14 protein-coding genes and 1 pseudogene are annotated in these 18,577 nt (G+C 50.8%); 12 read left to right on the forward strand and 3 right to left on the reverse strand.

Going from position 1 to position 18,577, the window contains the following annotated elements; translation table 11 throughout:
* Positions 1–153: 153 nt before the first annotated feature.
* The 4 genes from WDY75_RS28460 (at position 154) to WDY75_RS28475 (ending at position 6,422) form a co-directional block, all read left to right on the forward strand.
* Positions 154–1,041 carry a hypothetical protein gene (locus WDY75_RS28460; protein ID WP_063478409.1) on the forward strand — a complete coding sequence of 296 codons (888 nt, stop codon included), beginning with the start codon at positions 154–156 and terminating at the stop codon, positions 1,039–1,041.
* Positions 1,042–1,067: 26 nt separating this feature from the next.
* A complete protein-coding gene (locus WDY75_RS28465; RefSeq protein ID WP_164481469.1) occupies positions 1,068–1,241 on the forward strand; it encodes a hypothetical protein in 174 nt (57 codons plus the stop codon).
* Positions 1,242–1,818: 577 nt separating this feature from the next.
* Positions 1,819–3,465 carry an SWIM zinc finger domain-containing protein gene (locus tag WDY75_RS28470; RefSeq protein WP_063478408.1) on the forward strand — a complete coding sequence of 549 codons (1,647 nt, stop codon included), beginning with the start codon at positions 1,819–1,821 and terminating at the stop codon, positions 3,463–3,465.
* Positions 3,462–6,422 (forward strand): DEAD/DEAH box helicase, encoded by a 2,961-nt coding sequence (locus WDY75_RS28475; protein ID WP_063478407.1) that lies wholly within the window; start codon positions 3,462–3,464, stop codon positions 6,420–6,422. Before WDY75_RS28470 ends, WDY75_RS28475 begins: the two co-directional genes overlap by 4 nt.
* A 1,509-nt stretch (positions 6,423–7,931) precedes the next feature.
* Here WDY75_RS28475 and WDY75_RS28480 read toward each other — a convergent pair.
* Positions 7,932–8,771, reverse strand: coding sequence for a helix-turn-helix transcriptional regulator (locus WDY75_RS28480; protein ID WP_006207808.1), 840 nt, complete (start codon positions 8,769–8,771; stop codon positions 7,932–7,934).
* A 154-nt stretch (positions 8,772–8,925) separates the two neighbouring features.
* On the opposite strand from WDY75_RS28480, the gene fabF reads away from it, so the two are divergent.
* The 6 genes and pseudogenes from fabF to WDY75_RS28510 all read left to right on the forward strand — a co-directional run bounded on the left by fabF (position 8,926) and on the right by WDY75_RS28510 (position 15,603).
* Positions 8,926–10,167, forward strand: a complete 1,242-nt coding sequence (gene fabF / locus WDY75_RS28485) for a beta-ketoacyl-ACP synthase II (protein WP_063478406.1) — start codon at positions 8,926–8,928, stop codon at positions 10,165–10,167.
* A gap of 274 nt (positions 10,168–10,441) precedes the next feature.
* On the forward strand, positions 10,442–10,954 hold the full coding sequence (locus WDY75_RS28490) for a sigma-70 family RNA polymerase sigma factor (RefSeq protein ID WP_063478405.1): 513 nt from the start codon (positions 10,442–10,444) through the stop codon (positions 10,952–10,954).
* Complete coding sequence (locus WDY75_RS28495) at positions 10,954–11,763, forward strand: DUF3298 domain-containing protein (RefSeq protein ID WP_338841451.1); 810 nt, start codon at positions 10,954–10,956, stop codon at positions 11,761–11,763. The genes WDY75_RS28490 and WDY75_RS28495 overlap by 1 nt, the downstream gene beginning before the upstream one ends.
* Before the next feature lie 710 nt (positions 11,764–12,473).
* A complete protein-coding gene (gene ltrA, locus WDY75_RS28500; protein ID WP_338841453.1) occupies positions 12,474–14,231 on the forward strand; it encodes a group II intron reverse transcriptase/maturase in 1,758 nt (585 codons plus the stop codon).
* 104 nt (positions 14,232–14,335) lie between these two features.
* Positions 14,336–14,434, forward strand: a pseudogene (locus WDY75_RS28505) (anti-sigma factor); the annotation flags it as partial.
* Between the two features lie 44 nt (positions 14,435–14,478).
* The gene (locus WDY75_RS28510; RefSeq protein ID WP_063478403.1) at positions 14,479–15,603 is read left to right on the forward strand and encodes a stalk domain-containing protein; all 1,125 of its coding nucleotides are present in this window, start codon (positions 14,479–14,481) and stop codon (positions 15,601–15,603) included.
* 4 nt (positions 15,604–15,607) lie between these two features.
* Here the strand turns inward: WDY75_RS28510 and WDY75_RS28515 are convergent, their stop codons facing one another.
* Complete coding sequence (locus WDY75_RS28515; protein WP_063478402.1) at positions 15,608–15,841, reverse strand: hypothetical protein; 234 nt, start codon at positions 15,839–15,841, stop codon at positions 15,608–15,610.
* Positions 15,842–15,944: 103 nt separating this feature from the next.
* Here WDY75_RS28515 and WDY75_RS28520 point away from each other — a divergent pair, with 103 nt between their 5' ends.
* Positions 15,945–16,940, forward strand: coding sequence for an aldo/keto reductase (locus tag WDY75_RS28520; RefSeq protein ID WP_063478401.1), 996 nt, complete (start codon positions 15,945–15,947; stop codon positions 16,938–16,940).
* An 88-nt stretch (positions 16,941–17,028) separates the two neighbouring features.
* Here the strand turns inward: WDY75_RS28520 and WDY75_RS28525 are convergent, their stop codons facing one another.
* The gene (locus WDY75_RS28525) at positions 17,029–17,664 is read right to left on the reverse strand and encodes a carbohydrate-binding family 9-like protein (protein WP_063478400.1); all 636 of its coding nucleotides are present in this window, start codon (positions 17,662–17,664) and stop codon (positions 17,029–17,031) included.
* A 195-nt stretch (positions 17,665–17,859) separates the two neighbouring features.
* Here WDY75_RS28525 and udk point away from each other — a divergent pair, with 195 nt between their 5' ends.
* Positions 17,860–18,495, forward strand: coding sequence for a uridine kinase (gene udk / locus WDY75_RS28530; protein ID WP_006207800.1), 636 nt, complete (start codon positions 17,860–17,862; stop codon positions 18,493–18,495).
* Positions 18,496–18,577 lie beyond the last annotated feature (82 nt).

Here is an 18,577-nt window from a genome sequence, read left to right on the forward strand (position 1 = left end):
TGGCTTCATATGCAAATTTCATTACAACGTCCCCTGCATTATGTTAAAGTTAGATCGTATTGTTATATTCTGGAATGCGAAGCATGCTGAAATTGCCCTCTCTTCTAATCTTATAGGTATGTAGACCTATGATGCAAATACCAGGAGGATCCTATGAAAAAAATGTTTAGCCTTTACCGGAAAGTATTCACGATGAACCGAATGGGTTCCTCCTTAAGGCAGGCCTATGGCTCTTACCCGATACCTCTGGTGATCCATCGTTTGCTTGAGCTTAGCCAAGAATACACCGCAAAGGGCTTTGACATGAGCTGGATCGGCTTCCGGATGACCGGTTCCTATGCGCCGTATTCCATTACTCCTCCTGACTTGATTCCCTTCGCAGAAACCGGCGGGGGTGGCATTCATTTTGGCTTCTTGACCGATTTCGGCAAGGTAAAGAATCTTGAGTCTGCCGCCATCGTCTGCGTTACCCCAACCAACGATCCCCCGATTCGTTTGATTGCGCGCAATATGGCGGAATTTCTGGATCTGGTGGTCTCTGTTCCGCATGCAGAGCATCTGGAATCGTGGTGGGCGTCTACGGATGAAGAAATGAAGCGTCAGGAAGAAGCACAATTCGAGGCGGAATCTCCCGTTCCAATTACCCAAACCCGGAAGGAGATTTTCGAGCGTCTGAGATCTGAATTCGGGGCCAAACCCAGAGCCGTTCTCCCTTATTTACGGGAGGTCCTTCGGGAAAGAGAGTCGAGCTGTTCCCTGTTAACATTAGATGGATTAGGCGTTATGGACGAAGATGCGCCATCGGAACGCTTCGACTTCGATGCAAGCAGAGCCGAGACGAAGAGGGAGCTAAGCCGGATGCGCACCTACCTGTCGAATGCATCCAGCACGGCAGCGAAACTGGCGTTCATCCGTGACGCCAACTATTGGTATGTCCTGGACCGCGATCAACCGTCGCCTGTATTCAAGCTGCTTCGGGAGACCATGCTGTCGCTTGATCTTCAGGATGAGGCAGCAAGACTGTTTGATATCGACTTGTAAAAAACACCTTGAGGGGAGGTGAGTTTATGGAATTTGGCGGGATGTCCATGTTTGGCATATGGTCGATGTTGATCATTATCGTTTACGGACTTTTTATACTCCTTGGATTATGCGCGTTGTATCTGCTCATCAAGCTGATGATGCGGGCCATAACCGCACTTGAACTCTACATCGATGAGAAAAGAAACCGACGGCTGTAAAGGTGGAGCTTCGGAGTATGCTGTCATAAAGTCCAGGAAACCAGAAATGAAAGGATAAGCCAAAAAGCCAATGCTCTATGCATTCTGTCCCTGCACTAGGTAATACTTCGATATGGGGTGCTTCGGGATAGGGTTTCTGCGGTTTTTTAGATGTGGCACGGATGCTTGAGTTTTTTGATTCCTTAGGCCGCCAAATTCTGCTTCTGCCCACACCAGCCTCCTATTCCGATAATCTCGGAGAGGGGGCTTTTTTATGCCGCTTTTTTACATGGATGGATCATCCATGACAGGGCCTAATCCAAGGCAACCTTACCTGCTTCCAGGGAACCGAACGTACATTTCATCAATAAAACAATGACACAGCCTAGCATTATTGTGGATTACTCCTGCTGCGATGCCATCACGAACGAATCCTTGGATTGAGCAAGTAATTTCACACCAGTGCCCTTGAGAAGCCCGTACAGCTGTGGACGGGCTTCTCAGCAAGAAGAAATTCCCCGCTGGTTTCTTCATCTATAGGAATGTGATAGATTTAATGGATAACTTAGAATGATTTCTCTTAGGAGACCGCCTTATTATGAACCCAAACCTAACGTTAGATGATATACAGTGGCAGACGCTCATTCAGCAGACAGCCGGTTATTTCAGCGACCTGACCCTCAAACGGGGATTTCAATACTACAAGCAGGGCCGTGTCCATGCAAGCGAGCTGACAGACTCTTCCGGGATTATAGAAGCCGCTGTGGACGGGACGGAAACCTACCGTACCCGGCTTCATATTCATTCCCTGAATGACAGCGAGTGCAGCTGTCCCGTTAAGGAAGGCTGCAAGCATATGGTGGCCGTTCTCCTTGACTATGCCCAGCTTCAGGGGAGGTCTGTTCATGCTCTGGTAAACGCGCATTCCACCTCGTATGCCCCCGCCGCTTCTTATGCTCAGAACGAAGCTCGCTCCGGTCACATACAAGGACGCCCTGCCGCCAGTACCTCGAAATGGCGAGTGCAGGCAGACCATTTGCCCGAGCTGCCGATCTCCGCATGGCATGAGCTGTTTGAATTGTGCACGGCATCCCTGGGAGCTAACACGCAGAATTCGTTTTACGCCAAAAATGCGCTGGCCTCCCTGCACCATATCAAACCGCCGATGCCGGCGGATATGGATCCATTATACGAGCTCCATGCCCATCTCTTTATTCTGGAGAAGCTGGTCAAGCAGCCCGCCAGTGCCTGGAATGCCTCAGGCTCTTACATTGGCTATCATACGCAGATCGCTGCAGATCATATTCAGGCTCGAATGGAACACATCTTCAAGGAAGGTCTTGAGGGCATCGAGCCCAAAGAGGCGTTCGGACAGCGATTGACCGAGACCAATGCCTATGTCCGGCAGAGCATGCTGAGCGAACCGAGGAACCGTAAATTTTATGCCCAGGTCTACATGCAGCTCTGGATTCACTGGATCTATCCGCTTGCGAAACATAATGCCAGCTTGATCCAAGCGGAGCTGGAGCAGCTTCAGACAGCCGAAGCGGAATTCGGCAGCACGCTCTCACGGGCCTCATGGTTTACGGCGCAGGGCTTAATGTCCTTCTATCTTAGAGAAGATGAAACGTCCTGGAATCTGCTCCGGGAAGCAGACAAGATCAGCAGCCTTCCCCCGGCTGCAGTCCTCGGCTTCTTTGACATGCTGCACGCCGCCCAGGAATGGGACAGGCTGGCCCAGTGGCTCCCCGAGATCGGCCCCCTGCTCGGCAGTCACCGAAACGAGCACCTCAGCAGTTATCAATATTACTGGGATGCCGTTATTCAGCATCTGCCCGAGAAGGCTGAGCGGATGTGGAACAGTCTCGCGGCTATGCTGCCTTACTCGAAGGACATCTACCAGAATGCCTTAATCACGCATGGCAGATGGCGGGAATGGATCGACTACCAATTAAGCACAGGTCGGGAACCGCTGGAGCTTCGGGTCAGCGAGCTTGTCCCGATTGAGAAGAATGCGCCCGAATTGCTGCTGCCTTTTTACCATCAGGCGGTCGAACGGTACATCCTTCACAAGAACCGCGCCGGCTATAAAGCAGCCGTCAAGCTGCTCAAGCGATTAGCCAAGCTATATAAGAAGCTCAAGCAGCAGGAGCGCTGGGATCTGTTCATTGTCGCCTTGTCGGTGCGTAACAGCAGGCTGCGCGCATTTCAGGAAGAGCTTCGGAGAGGAAAGCTGATATCATGAGCAGACACACGGAAACCATCACAGTCCATATGGCATTAAGCGAATACGGAGATGCCGTGATATACGGCTCTACCGTCATGCGTGGTTACGTGTCCGGGACATATTTGAAGCATCGATTATTCGCATGGCATGAAGTCTCCTTCTATGGTACAGAGCTTACCGTTCAAGCCGTTCAGGATATGGAAGTGGTCATTCTGCCTTCCGAGCAGGTAATCCCCTTCTTCGCGGACGGGCGGCTGCTCGAACATATTGAATGGGTATGGGATGAGGCGTGCCTCCCCTTCGTTGAGCTTGCGCCTTCGCTTGCGAATTGCATCCAAGACAAGAAATACGCGCCAAGCTTGAGCGCCTTCAAGTCAGGCAAGCTGCAATGGGTGTGGGATGCGGAGGCTTTTACACCGGAAGAACTGAACCGTATCTCCCTGCTCCACGAGGACGAGATGTGGGATGAGGGCTTGCGAGCCACGTTCTCTGCCGCTGTTCAAGATCAGTGCTATGGCAGTGAAGAGGCGGCGGCTGACCTGCGCAGGGAATATCCCCTCCTCTTCTCGCAAAACCGCACAGCAGCCGAAGGTATGGATGACAAGCAATGGCTGATTGCAATCGGTTGGCGACCGGATACCGCTCCATTCCGACCGCTTCTTCAACTGTTGGAGCCGGACGAAGAAGCCCCCGAGTGGCGGCTTAAGCTCGTACTGCAAGATAAGCAGGACGCCGCAGGGCTTGCAGCCGTTCGCCTGGTTGAAGACGGCCAGGCATTCGGCTCCTGGCCGGAGACATGGACGGCGCATATCAAGGAGCGATCCCCCGGCTGGCTCCAAGGTCTGCAAGCAGCACTGCCGGCAAGGGTGCTTCATGCACCGGAAGATGATGTGCTCGGAAAGCCTCTGTCCGACGAAGCCGCCTGGCAGTTCCTGACTGTAGACAGTCAGCGGCTACTGCAGTCGGGCTGGCTTGTGCTGCTGCCTGCCTGGTGGGAAGCAGCCAGCCGGAAGAAGCCCAAGCTGCGGGCAAAGGTACGCTCCGGCGAAGGCGAGAACGCGGAGCGAAGCAGCGGCGGCTCCCTGTTCGGTCTGGATGCACTGGTGAATTTCGATTGGCGCATCGCCATCGGGGAAGCAACCCTGTCCGAGGACGAATTCGCGGAGCTGGTTGCCCGGAACGAACGGCTTGTCCGGTTCCGGGGCCAATGGATTCCGCTGGACCCGGCTCTGGTCGCTCAGATCCGCCAGATGATGGCAGGGGTGGACCGCGAGGATGGTCTGTCCTTTCAGGATATTCTGCATCTCCATCTGCTTAGCAACAGCGATGATACGGAGCCGACCCCGCAGAACGGAGAGGAAGCGCAGGACCCGGAACGGATCAAGCTCGAGGTTGAGCTGAACGAGCATCTCGTGAAGCTCATCGGCCAGCTCGGCCGGCAAAACGAATGGCCGAGCCTGCCCGTCCCGGATGGGCTGAAGGCTGAGCTTCGGACTTACCAGCATGACGGCTTCGCTTGGCTTGCCTTCTTGCGGCGATACGGCCTTGGAGCCTGTCTTGCCGATGACATGGGCCTTGGTAAAACGGTACAGTTTATTGCCTACCTGCTGCATGTAAAAGAGATGACGATGCAGCGGGAAGAGAGACGGCTCCCTTCCCTGCTGATCTGTCCTACCTCGGTGCTCGGCAACTGGCAGAAGGAGCTGGAACGGTTTGCACCTTCACTTCAGGTCATGCTCCACTATGGCGGCAAAAGAAGCACCAGCGAGGATTTCTATAAGGAGGCCTACCAGGCCGACATTATCCTGACTTCATATGCTACAGCGACGCTCGACCAAGAAATGTTACGGGATATGAAATGGGAAACAATCGGCATCGACGAAGCGCAAAACATCAAGAATGCAGACACCAAACAATCCGCCGCCGTGCGAAGCCTCCCGGCAAGACACCGTGTTGCCTTAACCGGCACGCCGATTGAGAACCGGCTGTCGGAGCTGTGGTCCATCTATGACTTCATCAATCCCGGCTATCTTGGAAGCCTGCGCGCGTTCAACGCCCGGTTCATTCAAGCAATCGAGAAGGACAGGAACGAACAACGCACGGCGGATCTTCAGAAGCTGATCAAACCGTTCATGCTTCGCCGCAAGAAAAAAGATCCCGCAATCCAGCTCGATCTGCCGGACAAAAACGAGATGAAGACCTATATCCATCTGACCGCCGAGCAAGGAGCGCTCTATGATCAGACGGTGAACAGCCTTCTGGAGCGCATGCAGAAGCTCGAGGGCATCGAGCGCAAAGGCGCCATCCTGGCTGCCCTGACGCAGTTCAAGCAGCTCTGCGATCATCCCGCTCTGCTTACAAAGGAACCGCTCCCGGAGGTGCCCGGGGGCGGCGGCTTGCTGGATACCGAAGCCGTTGTTGGCCGTTCGGCCAAGCTGGAGCGGCTTCTGTCCATGGTCAAGGAGCTACGCGACGAAGGGGAGCGTTGCCTGATCTTCACCCAGTATATCGGCATGGGCGAGATGATGCGGCAGGTGCTGCATCAAGAGCTTGGAGAGCCTGTACTGTACTTGAACGGCAGCACGCCCAAGCGGACGCGCGACCGCATGATCGAGCAGTTCCAGTCCCAGACGCTTCCGGCCGATGAGCAGCCGAATGTTATGATTCTCTCGATCAAAGCCGGCGGAGTCGGCCTGAATCTGACCGCCGCGAATCACGTGTTCCACTTCGACCGCTGGTGGAACCCGGCGGTCGAGAATCAGGCAACGGACCGCGCCTATCGGATGGGTCAGACCAAGGATGTCCAGGTGTACAAATTCATCTCCATGGGCACGCTCGAAGAGCGGATCGATGAGATGCTGGAGAGCAAGCAGCAGCTCAGCGATCAGGTCATCGCAAGCAGCGAGGGCTGGATCACCGAGCTGTCCACCGATGAGCTGAAAGACCTGTTCACGCTGCGGCGTGACTGGGCGTAATCTCAGCTGTTAAGGCGAACCCATATACAGCAAAGAGATAGCCAAAAAGCCCCGTGTGCTAACACGGGGCTTTTTCGATTAAACAACTTAAGAGCTTAACCGGCTCCTTGCTTGTTTGCTTCATGAATTTGGTGGGTGTGGGCACTTAACTAACGGACTGAGCAGACGTTATTTTGCATAAACTCGGCAATTTTGAAATCTAACGGACATGAAATACGCTAATTACGGTAAAAGACAGTAGACTCATCAGATACTGGCCCCTTAACGTCTCTCCTGTCCGTTACGTTTAAAATAATGCCGTTATTGTCAGAATAACGGCGTTGAGGTCCGTTGCACGGTAGTTTGTGGAGTTGCCAGAGTACCGGGAGTAGCAGAGTAATAGAGTGCTTAGGTTACCGGAGTTACAGAGACTGGGAGTTACGGGGTTCTGGGGTTCTGGGGTTCTGGGGTTACTGGGGTTACTGGGGTTACTGGGGTTACTGAGCTAACGGGTTATTGGAGTTATTGGAGTTTCCGCAGCCCGGGATTACTGTGCTAACGGAGCTATCAGAGATACCGGAGTTACTGGACAAAACTGGAGTTATTGGAGTTACCGTAGCCCAGGATTACTGAGCTAACGGAGCTATCAGAGATACCGGAGTTACTGGACAAAACTGGAGTTATTGAAGTTACCGTAGCCCAGGATTACTGAGCTAACGGAGCTATCAGAGATACCGGAGCTTTTTTTGCCTTACGTGTGACTTTTGGTAGGTGTTGACACTCAACTAACGGACTGAGCAGACGTTATTTTGCATAAACTAGGCAATTTTGAAATCTAACGGACATGAAATGCACTAATTACGGTAAAAGACAGTAGAATCATCAGATACCGCCCACTTAACGTCTCTCCTGTCCGTTACGTTTAAAATAATGCCGTTATTGTCAGAATAACGGCGTTGAGGTCCGTTGCACGGTATTTTGTGGAGTTGCCAGAGTACCGGGAGTAGCAGAGTAATGGAGTGCTTAGGTGTTACCGGAGAAACAGAGACCGGGAGTTACGGGGTTACCATGGTTACCATGGTTTCCAGAGTTACTGGAGTTACTGGGTTTCCGGAGTTACTGAGTTACTGAGTTACTGAGTTACTAAGTTACCGGAGTTGCAGGGGTTACTGGAGTTACTAGTGTTACCGAAGTAACTGAGCTACCGTAGTTAATGGAGTATTGGGAGCTACCAGAGTTACTGGAGCTGCCGTAGCTTCCAAAGTTACCGATGTTACTGGCGTTACCAAAGTTACTTGGCGTTACTGGAGTTACAGGATTCCCAGGGTACGGGGGTGCGGGGTTACGGAGTTATTCGAGTTGCCCGGGTTTCCAAAGCCACCAGAGTTACCGAGGTTAGGAGGTTCCGGAGCTACTGGTGCTACCGGAGCCACCAGATCTACCGAAGTTACCGGCGTTACCACAGCAACCTCACACCAACAATGGCCCCGCTGGACAATCACCAGCCAGCCAGACCACCACCCCCTCCGCTCACTTCTCCTCCATCAGCTGCCGCAGCTTCGCTTCCGTGGTCGTATCCGGCGCGGGTGTGTAGATGCTGCATCGCAGATCATCATTGCCGTACACCTTCAGCGACGTGAGTTCGTATACCATCTTCCCGGCTTTGGCATGCCGGAATTCCAGATGCACCTCCGGAGCGTAGCTGACTTGGCTCTGCTCCCACATCCGGTTGAAGTCCGGGTGCCCCTTCTTCATCTCCTCCAGAAAACGGTCATACCACTCATCCTCCACGTACTGCCCGTAATAGGTTCGGAACATGGAGAGGAAGCCGCTGGCGAACTGCTCCCAGTTCACCGCCAGCCGCTGGAACTCCCTGCGGGTGAAGAGCAGCCGGATCATGTTCCGCTCCTCGGGAGGAATGCGGTCAAAATCAAGGAATACATACGCGGCCGCCCGGTTCCAGCCCACGATGTTGCACATGCGATCCGATATCATGACCGGGCAGTACTTCAGCTCGGTGATGATTTTTTGCAGGGACGGGCTGATATGCACGGCCTCCTGCTTGACGGAGTAGGGCTCTGCCCCGCTCTCGAACGCAAGCGAATACAGGTATCTCCGCTCATCAGCATTCAGCAACAGCGCACTGGCAACACAGTCCAGCACAGACGAGGATACCTGAATATCGCGCCCTTGCTCCAGCCAGGTATACCATGTCGTGCTGACACCTGCCAGCTGGGCAACCTCCTCCCGGCGCAGGCCCGGTGTTCTCCTTCGGGTGCCGGAAGGCAATCCAACAGACTCGGGGGAGATTTTGGCACGCTGACCTTTCAGAAAAGCCGACAAGGCTTGAAGCCTGACTTGGGAATTCATAGGGTACGCCTCCTTCATCCAACTCAGGATAGCAGTATTTATACTAGGATAAACGATATCTTGTAATAGGATACTCTACGTGACATTATAACCTTAAGATTGACAAGTTATAAAGGCTTGCCGTTAGTAAAGTCTTAAAGGAGGCTGTTATTCCATGGAAAGAGTCGTTATTACCGGCATGGGTGTCATCTCACCGCTGGGAAATGATGTTGAGACGTTCTGGTCCCGGCTTGTTCGGGGAGAATCCGGTATTACACATATAGATGCATTTGACACATCAAGGCAAAAAGTAAAAATAGCAGGTGTCGTAAAGGAGTTTGATCCAAACTCGATGTTCGGTGTAAAAGAAGCCCGGCGTATGGACCGCTTCTGCCAGTTTGCACTGGCTGCGGCAGATCAGGCCTTGCATAACACCGGACTTGATCTTGACCAGATCAACCGGGAGCGCATGGGGGTATACGTCGGCTCCGGCATCGGCGGTATCCAAACCTTGATGAATCAGAGCGAAACGCTGGCTTCACGAGGACCTGAGCGAGTCAGTCCTACTCTGGTGCCGATGATGATTCCCAATATGGCGGCTGCCCTCATCAGTATCAAATACGGTGCGCTGGGCTCTACGCTGGCTCCGGTTACAGCGTGCTCGATCGGCAATACGGCGATTGGCGAAGCTTTCTTTAATATCCAGGCGGGACGGTCCGATGTCATTATCGCGGGAGGCTCCGAAGCGGCCGTGACCGATATCTCGCTGGCCAGCTTCTCGAATGCAACCGCCCTCTCCACCCGCAATGATGATCCCGGCCGAGCCAGCCGGCCGTTTGATGCGGCCCGGGACGGATTCGTGATGGCGGAAGGGGCCGGTATCCTCGTGCTGGAGTCGCTCTCCCATGCCCTGCGCAGAGGGGCCGGCATTTTGGGTGAAGTAATCGGGTATGGGGCCGGCTCGGATGCCTACCATATGGTGGCAACCCCGGAAGACGGCAACGGTGCAGCCCGGGCGATGAAGCTGGCACTGACGGAAGCGAACCTCTCCCCTTCCGATATCGATGTCATCAGTGCCCATGCCACAAGCACAGTGATTGGCGACCGGTCCGAGACGGCTGCAATCAAGTCTGTATTCGGTGAAGCTGCCTACCGCATACCCGTGACCGCCAACAAATCGATGACCGGACATATGCTGGGCGCATCGGGCGGCGTCGAGGCGATTGCCCTCGTGAAATCGTTGCAGGAAGACGTCATACCGCCAACCATCAATCTGGATGCAGCCGATCCCGGATGCGATCTGGATTATGTGCCTAACGAGGCGAGATCAGCTGCGCTTCGGATCGGCATGTCCAACTCCTTCGGCTTCGGTGGACACAACTCGGCGATTGTTATCAGAAAATATGAGCATGAATAACAGCAAAAACCGAAGACCCCCGTATTGGGGATATTCGATCTCATCTTAAACTCCCTGCAGAAAACGGGGAGTTTCGCGAAACTCTGAGGCCCCAGTGAAACTGGGGTCTTTTTCTTGTTGCGACGGCTGAAGGGTTCGCTGAATAATGAGGCAGACGCTGTTTTTAAATTTTTTATGGAAAATCAAACTTTTTGAAGGACTTGCACGTCATGCATCCGTAAGTCAATTGCAATTGATGGTTACCCGCGCGGGCCCAAAGGAGTGTCATATTTACATGAGAGGCGGACGGAAGCTGGAGAAGCTTCTTATACAGTGCATAACCGAAAATCAGGATAGCGCCTATCGACTGGCATACAGCTACGTTAGAAACAAAGAGGATGCCCTCGATATCGTTCAGGACGCCATCCACAAAGCATTTTTATCCATAGAAAAACTGAAGCAAACGGGTTCATTAAAAAGCTGGTTTTTCCGGATTATTGTAACAACCTCCCTGGATCTCATAAGAAAACAGAAAAAAGTCCGCGTCATGGACGACGAGAACCTGGAGTTTGTATTACCCAGCAGCCATGATCATTATCCCAATCTGGATCTGGCCCAGTCCCTGGAGGAACTTCCCGACAAATATCGAGCCGTGATCATTCTCCGGTATTTTGAAGATATGAAAATCGAAGAAATCGCCGAAGTGCTTCATGAGAATGTCAGCACGGTGAAAACACGGTTATACCAAGGACTGCAGAAGCTGCGCGTGAATTTAAGTGAGAAAGATCAAGAGGAGGAACAACGATAATGCATGACAAGCTGAATAGGATGAAAGAACAGTACGAGAGCACTCCTATTCCTGATGAATTGAGCTCGCTGGTTAACAGGACCATTGCAGCCAGGCGAAAAAAAAATAAAACCCTGCCCTGGCTCGCCAGCGCGGCGGCAGCATGCATTCTGCTGTTTGCCGGTGTGAACACCAGCCCAGTCCTCGCCCAAGCCATGTCGGATGTGCCGGTTCTAGGCAATATCATCAAGGTCATCACCATAAGGGAATATACCGAGCAGGATGACCAGACGAACCTGCATATGGAAACGCCGGGCATAACCAATCTGGGTAATGCAGAGCTGGAGCAAACCTTGAATAACAAATACCTGGAAGAGAACAAAAAGCTGTATGACAACTTCAAAGACGAAGTGGCCCAGCTTCATAAGGAAGGCGGCGCGCATCTGGGACTCGACAGCGGCTATGAGGTTATCACTGATAATGAACAGCTGTTGATCCTTTCGCGCTATGTCGTCGAAACGGCCGGCAGTTCGGTCGAATCCAGACAATACGATACGATCGACAAAATCAATCAGATGGTGATCACGCTGCCAAGCCTGTTCAAGGATGACCGTTACATCCAAACCATCAGCGACAATATCAAGGAACAGATGCGCCAGCAGATGCAGGATAACCCGGATATCGTCTACTGGGTAGAGCAGCCGGGCGTGGAGCCTGAAATACCGGAGGATATTTTCCAGTCCATCGCTAAAGACCAAAACTTCTACATTAATCAGGACGGAAAACTGGTTATCAGCTTCAGTGCGACACGTTACTCTATAAGTGCCTAATGGCATGAAAAGAGTGGGTTCTTTTCAAATAAAAAGAATAACAACTGATTATTCGAAGGAAGGAATGAAAGCCTTCATGTTGAGCTTAAACTTCCTACCTAATACTCCTACAAGCAGAAACAAGAGATAGCTTGTCTCTGTTTGAAGCTAGGTGAAGTCGGCTGAATCGGGCCTAAGTTTCACTTTGAGAAATATGGTCTGAAATAGGTCGGGGTGCTGAAAAGCGCGTCATGGTGAGAATGTTACACAAGTAACTGACCAAGCGATGAATGTACGGGTCTAGAGGTATAACAATTCGAAAGAATTGTGCTGCACTAGCAGCGTAAACTACCGAAAAGTAAGATTTGAAGTTATGAAATTCGGGATACCTAACAAAGAGGGTATAAGGTTTACAGGCTTATAGTCGCCACCTAAAACGCGCATGGATAGCTAGAATAATCGGAACGTGGAAAGCAAGAGACATTTATACAACTCCGTTGTTAAACCTCTATCAAGGGAATGGTTCATGGCAACATGATTTACTCTTGTGAGAGTAGGGGCACAGTACCTATGAAAGAATGGAAACATTCCGGAGGGATAGCCCCAAGCCTTATAAATCTAAGTTAAATTACTCAAGTTGCAGATGATCGGTCAGGTAAGAAAGTGGGAAACAACTTTTCAAGGAGTTGTCCACAATCATCACATATTTGCGATACGCTGAATACTACGGGATGCAATCGACCTTTGATACTCTTTACCTTAAAAGTAAAGAAGGTTGCTCGTTTAACAGGCTATATGAACTGATTACTTCTGATAATAATATACTTCTAGCCTATCGAATGATTAAAAGCAACAAAGGATCAAAGACTCAAGGCACTGATCAATTTAGCATTGATGATTTCAAAAGCTACAGTCAGGATGAATTCATCAATACGATTCGTAAAACACTTGATCACTATAAACCGAAACTAGTCAGACGTGTCTTCATCCCGAAACCCAATGGCGATAAACGACCATTAGGTATTCCTAGTATGCTGGACAGATTAATACAGCAAATGGTCAAGCAAGTTTTAGAACCTATCTGTGAAGCAAAGTTTTATAAGCATAGTTATGGGTTCAGGCCTCTAAGAAGCACGCATCATGCAAAGTCAAGATGCGATACATTAATTAACAACGCCCAACTCCACTTTGTTGTTGATATCGATATAAAAGGCTTCTTTGATAACGTAAACCATACACTGCTTCTTAAACAACTTTGGAATATAGGGATTAAAGACCGGAGAGTACTGGCCATTATAGGAAAAATGTTGAAGGCACCCATTGAAAAGGAAGGAATACCTCGTAAAGGTACACCGCAAGGTGGAATTCTCTCTCCCTTATTATCCAACATAGTACTTAATGACTTGGATCACTGGGTTGCAGGGCAATGGGAAAATTTTAAAACCAAACATCCTTACACACAAAGAAATAAATATGCCGCCCTGAAGAGGACAAAACTCAAAGAGGGCTTTATCGTAAGGTATGCTGATGACTTTAAGATCTTTGCCAGAACCTCACAAGACGCCTATAAATGGTACCATGCAGTAAAACAATACCTTAAAGAACGACTTAAACTAGATGTCTCTCCAGAGAAATCAATGGTCATAAATCTGCGCAAGAAATCATCCAATTTCTTGGGCTTTAAGTTTAAGGCCGTTCCTAAAGGCAAAAAGCATGTTGCTCATAGTTTCATCTCTGATAAGAAGAAGGATCAGATCAAGAAACGAATAAATAAATTGATCACTGAAATTAAGCTATCTCCTACTCCAAAAACGATCTCACAATGGAATAGCTTTGTCCTAGGCCTACATAACTATTTCAAATTCGCATCACATGTAAGCATGGACTTTCAGGAAATTGCCTTTCGCAAAAGTCGATTTATGTTCAATCGTCTCAAATCCATCAGTAGATACGGAAGACCAAAACGGCCGCCTCCAACATACTCTAAGTTTTATAAAAATAATAATAAAACTTGGGAGGTTGCAGGAACGCTACTCTTCCCTTTACAGGACATTTCTAAAAGTAAACCACTAAACTTCAGCCAGGAATCAACCCCATATAATGCTGAAGCCAGAGAAAGCATTCACGTAAATCTCAAGTTTCACGTCCAAGTAGAGTTATCGAAACTAATTCGATCGGACGTCTGGGATAGGACTCTTGAATATTCCGACAATCGGCTTTCAAGGTACTCAGGAGTTCAGGGATTATGCGAAGTCACGGGTTTATTCTTACAGGCAGAAGAGGTTCATTGTCATCACTACGAACCTCTATCCCTGGGTGGCACAGATAAGTACAATAACCTACGCATTATTCACAGCGATGTACACAGGTTAGTACATGCCACAGAAGATAAAACGATTGAATATTACAAAAGTATCCTACAACTTACCGACGCTATGATTGATAAAATCAATCTCTATCGCAAAGCATGTAAACTTGTGAGCATATAACTTTAGCATATAAGGTGGAACGCCGTGTGCGGTGAAAATTGCATGCACGGTGTGGAGGAGGGGAAAAGGTGGAGATAATATCAAACCCTTACCTATTCCAATATGAATACGATGTCGCACCCGGCTATCTGGGCGTTGTGGAATTTACGATTCCAACGGAAGCCATCGCAGCCGAGCTTGTCAGCAACGAGTACATCCGGTAGATCACACATGGTAGATATCCATTATAAAACTGGAGGTAATAACGATGAAAACAATGAAACATACAACGACCCCGTTGACCAGAACCTTGGCGGCTGCCGGATTAGCAGGCATTCTCATGATATCCGCTTCAGGGCTGCCGTCCAGCCACGTCCATGCCGAAACCCGGACTGCAGCGAGTACGGATCAAGCAGAAACGCCGGCCATAACCCCACCACTCGTGACATCCAAAACGCTGCAATCCAAGGAAAAGTGGCTGGAAACCGACATCAAAATCCCTGTATTTCAGGGTCTGGCCGACACCAAATATCAGGAGCAGCTGAACGACATCATCGAATCCCACGCTTCCAAGGATATGGCCAAATGGGAGAAGGAAGCGGCAGAAACAGCCGCCAGTGCTCAGAAGAACGGCTATACCATGCGCCCTTATCAGCTGACGATCACCTATGAGCTGACTTCGGATGGCACGGATGGCGACTTGATCTCCCTCAAAGTCATTACAGAGGGCATGGGAATGAACAATGGTGTCCCCCGCGTGGATACGTACAACTTCCGAAACGAAGCCGAAGCACAGCGCGTGACGCTGGAAGACCTGTTCGGAAGGGATTACAAAGCCATTGTGGATCAAGCGGTCAAAACAGCAATTGCGGCAGATCAAGAGAATTATTTCCAGCATGAGGACGGGTTCCAGGGCATCGATGCCGGGCAAGCCTTCTATGTTTCAGGCGGAACCGCCTATATCGTGTTCCAGAAATACAGCAGCGCACCCGGGGCTGCAGGCATGCCGGAATTTGCCGTGAAGCTGCCTGGTCAAGGTCAAGCAACGGAGGAACAAGCAGCTGCAGCTGTGATGAAATCAGGCGTTTATTATAAGGATAACAACGGCAAAATCATGGTTCCGGCAGCTCAAGTGCTGCGCCAGCTGCACTTCGACGTCAAGTGGAACGGCAAGAACAAAACCGCCGAGATTTCCAAGGGAGCCGTCTGGAGTGCGGTGACTCTGAACAAGGATGCTTACTCTTTTGGCAAAATGGCCCCGCGCCCGCTCGGCTCTGCTCCTGAAATGAAAGGCGGCCATGTGTATGTTCCGCTGGCCTTCCTGACGGATATTTTGCATCTACAAGCCAAGCAAGACAAGCACGGCGACATTACGGTGACAGCAGCGCAATAACTTTTTATGCTGATCTTATGTCATTAATTTCCATCCAACTGCACGGCTGCTCCTCAGCCAGAACACCATGCCACAGCACATACAGAGGCCCTCTCAATCCCTTGAGGTGGGCCTCTTTTCGCGCTGTGCGATGGGCGGATGGGCGGGTAGCCCTGCGACCTGCCAGCATGACATCCTGGTGATTGTGCAGAAGCTCAACCATGCGTTTTTTTACGAAAGCGTCATAAGCAATAAGCATTCAGAGGTATTCCTTCACCTGTATACCGGCTTGTCATCTCTGCATAAAAGGTCGATAATGGAAGCAGATTTCTATCGTACTATGGGATTGAGGAGGGTATGGGATGGAATATGTCTATTTGGGAAGAACCGGACTTGAGGTATCCCGCTTTTGCCTGGGAACCATGACTTACGGAGACTGGGATTTGGACGAGAAAACCTCGCTCGGCATCATCGACCGTGTGCTGGATTCCGGCATTAATTTTATCGATACTGCGGATACCTATGGCAAAGGTACGAGTGAAGAAATTATAGGCAAAGCCATTCAAGGACGCAGAGACGATGTTATCATCGCGACCAAATTCAAGGTGCGGACCGCCGAAGGACCGAACGGAGAAGGCGCAAGCCGCTACCGTATCATGAAACAGGTTGAGGCAAGCCTGAAGCGACTGAATACGGACTATATTGACCTGTACCAAGTACATCGGCCCGATCCGCATACCCCGCTGGACGAGACGCTGCGTGCGCTCGATGATCTGGTTACCCAAGGGAAGGTAAGATATATCGGCTGCTCGAATTTCGAGGCTTGGCGAATCCTTGAATCCCTATGGACCAGCGAAAAAATGAACCTGGAGCGTTTTGTCACCAATCAGCCTTCGTACAGTATCTTCAACCGCTACATCGAGCAGGAAATCCTGCCGGCTTCACAGCGTCACGGGTTGGCTACACTGGCCTATTCCCCGCTGGATGGCGGCTGGCTCTCCGGTAAATACCGGGCCGGGCAGCCGCTCCCGGACAACTCGCGCGGTGAGCGCATGGACATGGATTCACCTGATAACCGCGCCAAGTTAGAGAAGGTCGAGCTGCTTGCCCAGCGGGCGGGGGAGAAGGGAGTCAAGCTGGGACAGTTTGCACTGGCATGGCTTCTGCAGCGCAACATTGTTCCTGTTGTCGGTATCCGTAACGAGCAGCAGCTTGCAGATAACCTCGGTGCGCTGAAGGTGCAGCTGACCGAGGAGGATTTGAAGCTGGTCGACCAGGTGTCACCAAGTCCATACCGGGACTTCTCCCAGGACGGCAGCTTCTGGTTTACCGAGCCTCGGGCCTACCGGTTTAAGTAAGCCTGTCCATCCAAAAATCGGCAAACATATGAAAAGCCGCAATCGCACGTAATTCTGCGATTGCGGCTTTTTGAGTTACAGCCTCATGCTATAGATCATCAACAAACTCCAGCTTCCCGAACCGGGCAGGAATATGGTAATTCACCTCTCCAGTTGGACTCCATGCCTGATATTCCCGGATGCCTTGAGGGTCTTCGTCGATCCGGTAAAAATTCACGTTCCAGCTCCGCCCCCTCTGTGGAGGATTACCGAAGTTCACGGCAGGAATTGTAATCTCACAAACCCAATTCCCCTGCTCGTCATGATCGACCGAGGTCACAAGACCGGTTAGATCCCACTTGATATCGCTGGTCGTAATCGTCTTCCCGCCGTCGTTGCGGATAAGGGCATCAAATACAACATTGTTCGGGCTAACCTCAAGCTCTATGTATTCCTTTCCACTCCCGGCATCATCCACGAACAATTCCACAACATCCTGTTCATATAGCGGCTCATCCCTGTGAAGATACTCGGATACCATGTAGGAATCCTGACAAACAAATTGCACATGAAAATATTCAGGACTCCAGCAGGCACGGACCTCGGTCGCTTCTTTTACGGCATGCCCGGTCACCGTATCGTGGAGAACAACCGCTTCATAGCGACTCCAATCGATCTGTTCCCGTTCCTCTCCCTGCCGGGTGAATGAAGCCGGCCTGCATGGATAAACGGCGGCATTGTGCATGATAACCCCTCCACAAAATTCAATTGCAACTCATCTCTCTATGATAATTCATACCCGTTGGGTTCACCATGCCATGCCAGGAATAAAAAACTTCGGAAAATCCCAGCTTTTGCTCTATATCCCCATAGTGAAAAAAAGCGCATGCTGTGCTACAATATTAAAATTGCAAACTCTAGGGAGGGTTATGGATTCGCCATGCTCATAATTGGTATTGCCGGCGGCACCGGATCGGGCAAAACGACGGTTGCCCGCTCTGTCATTGACCGTCTTGGTTCAGATAAAGTGACTTTCATTTCGCAAGATAACTATTACAAGGATCATAAAGAGCTCAGCTTTGCGGAACGCGAAGCGATCAACTATGATCACCCGTTCGCCTTCGACAACGAGCTGCTTATCGAGCATCTCGGCATCTTGAAGGGCGGGGAGCCCGCTTATGCACCGGTCTATGATTTTACTGCACATGCCCGCTTCACGGATCAGACCCTTGAGCTCAAGCCAAACAACATCGTTATCATTGAAGGACTTCATGTGCTGTCAGACGAGAATCTGCGCAAGCTGCTTCACATTAAGGTGTTTGTGGATACCGATCCCGATGTGCGCCTGCTTCGCCGGGTCGTTCGTGATATTGAGGACCGCGGCCGGACCATCCAGTCGATTCACAATCAATATCTGACAACGGTCAAGCCTATGCACGAGGCGTTTATCGAACCCTCGAAGAAATACGCCGACCTGATCATTCCGGAAGGTGGAGAGAATGAGGTTGGCATTCGCCTGCTCTCCATACTGACCGAGAAATATTTGACCGGCGATCACACATTGTCAGGAGAATAGCCCTGGCACGCGCGCCCTATAAATCTCCCCGTAGGGAGACGTCAATAACGCCCGCATTCCTGTTGCTTACAGGTTTGTGGGC

It is taken from the genome of Paenibacillus glucanolyticus, from assembly GCF_037333485.1.
GTDB lineage: Bacteria > Bacillota > Bacilli > Paenibacillales > Paenibacillaceae > Paenibacillus_AQ > Paenibacillus_AQ glucanolyticus.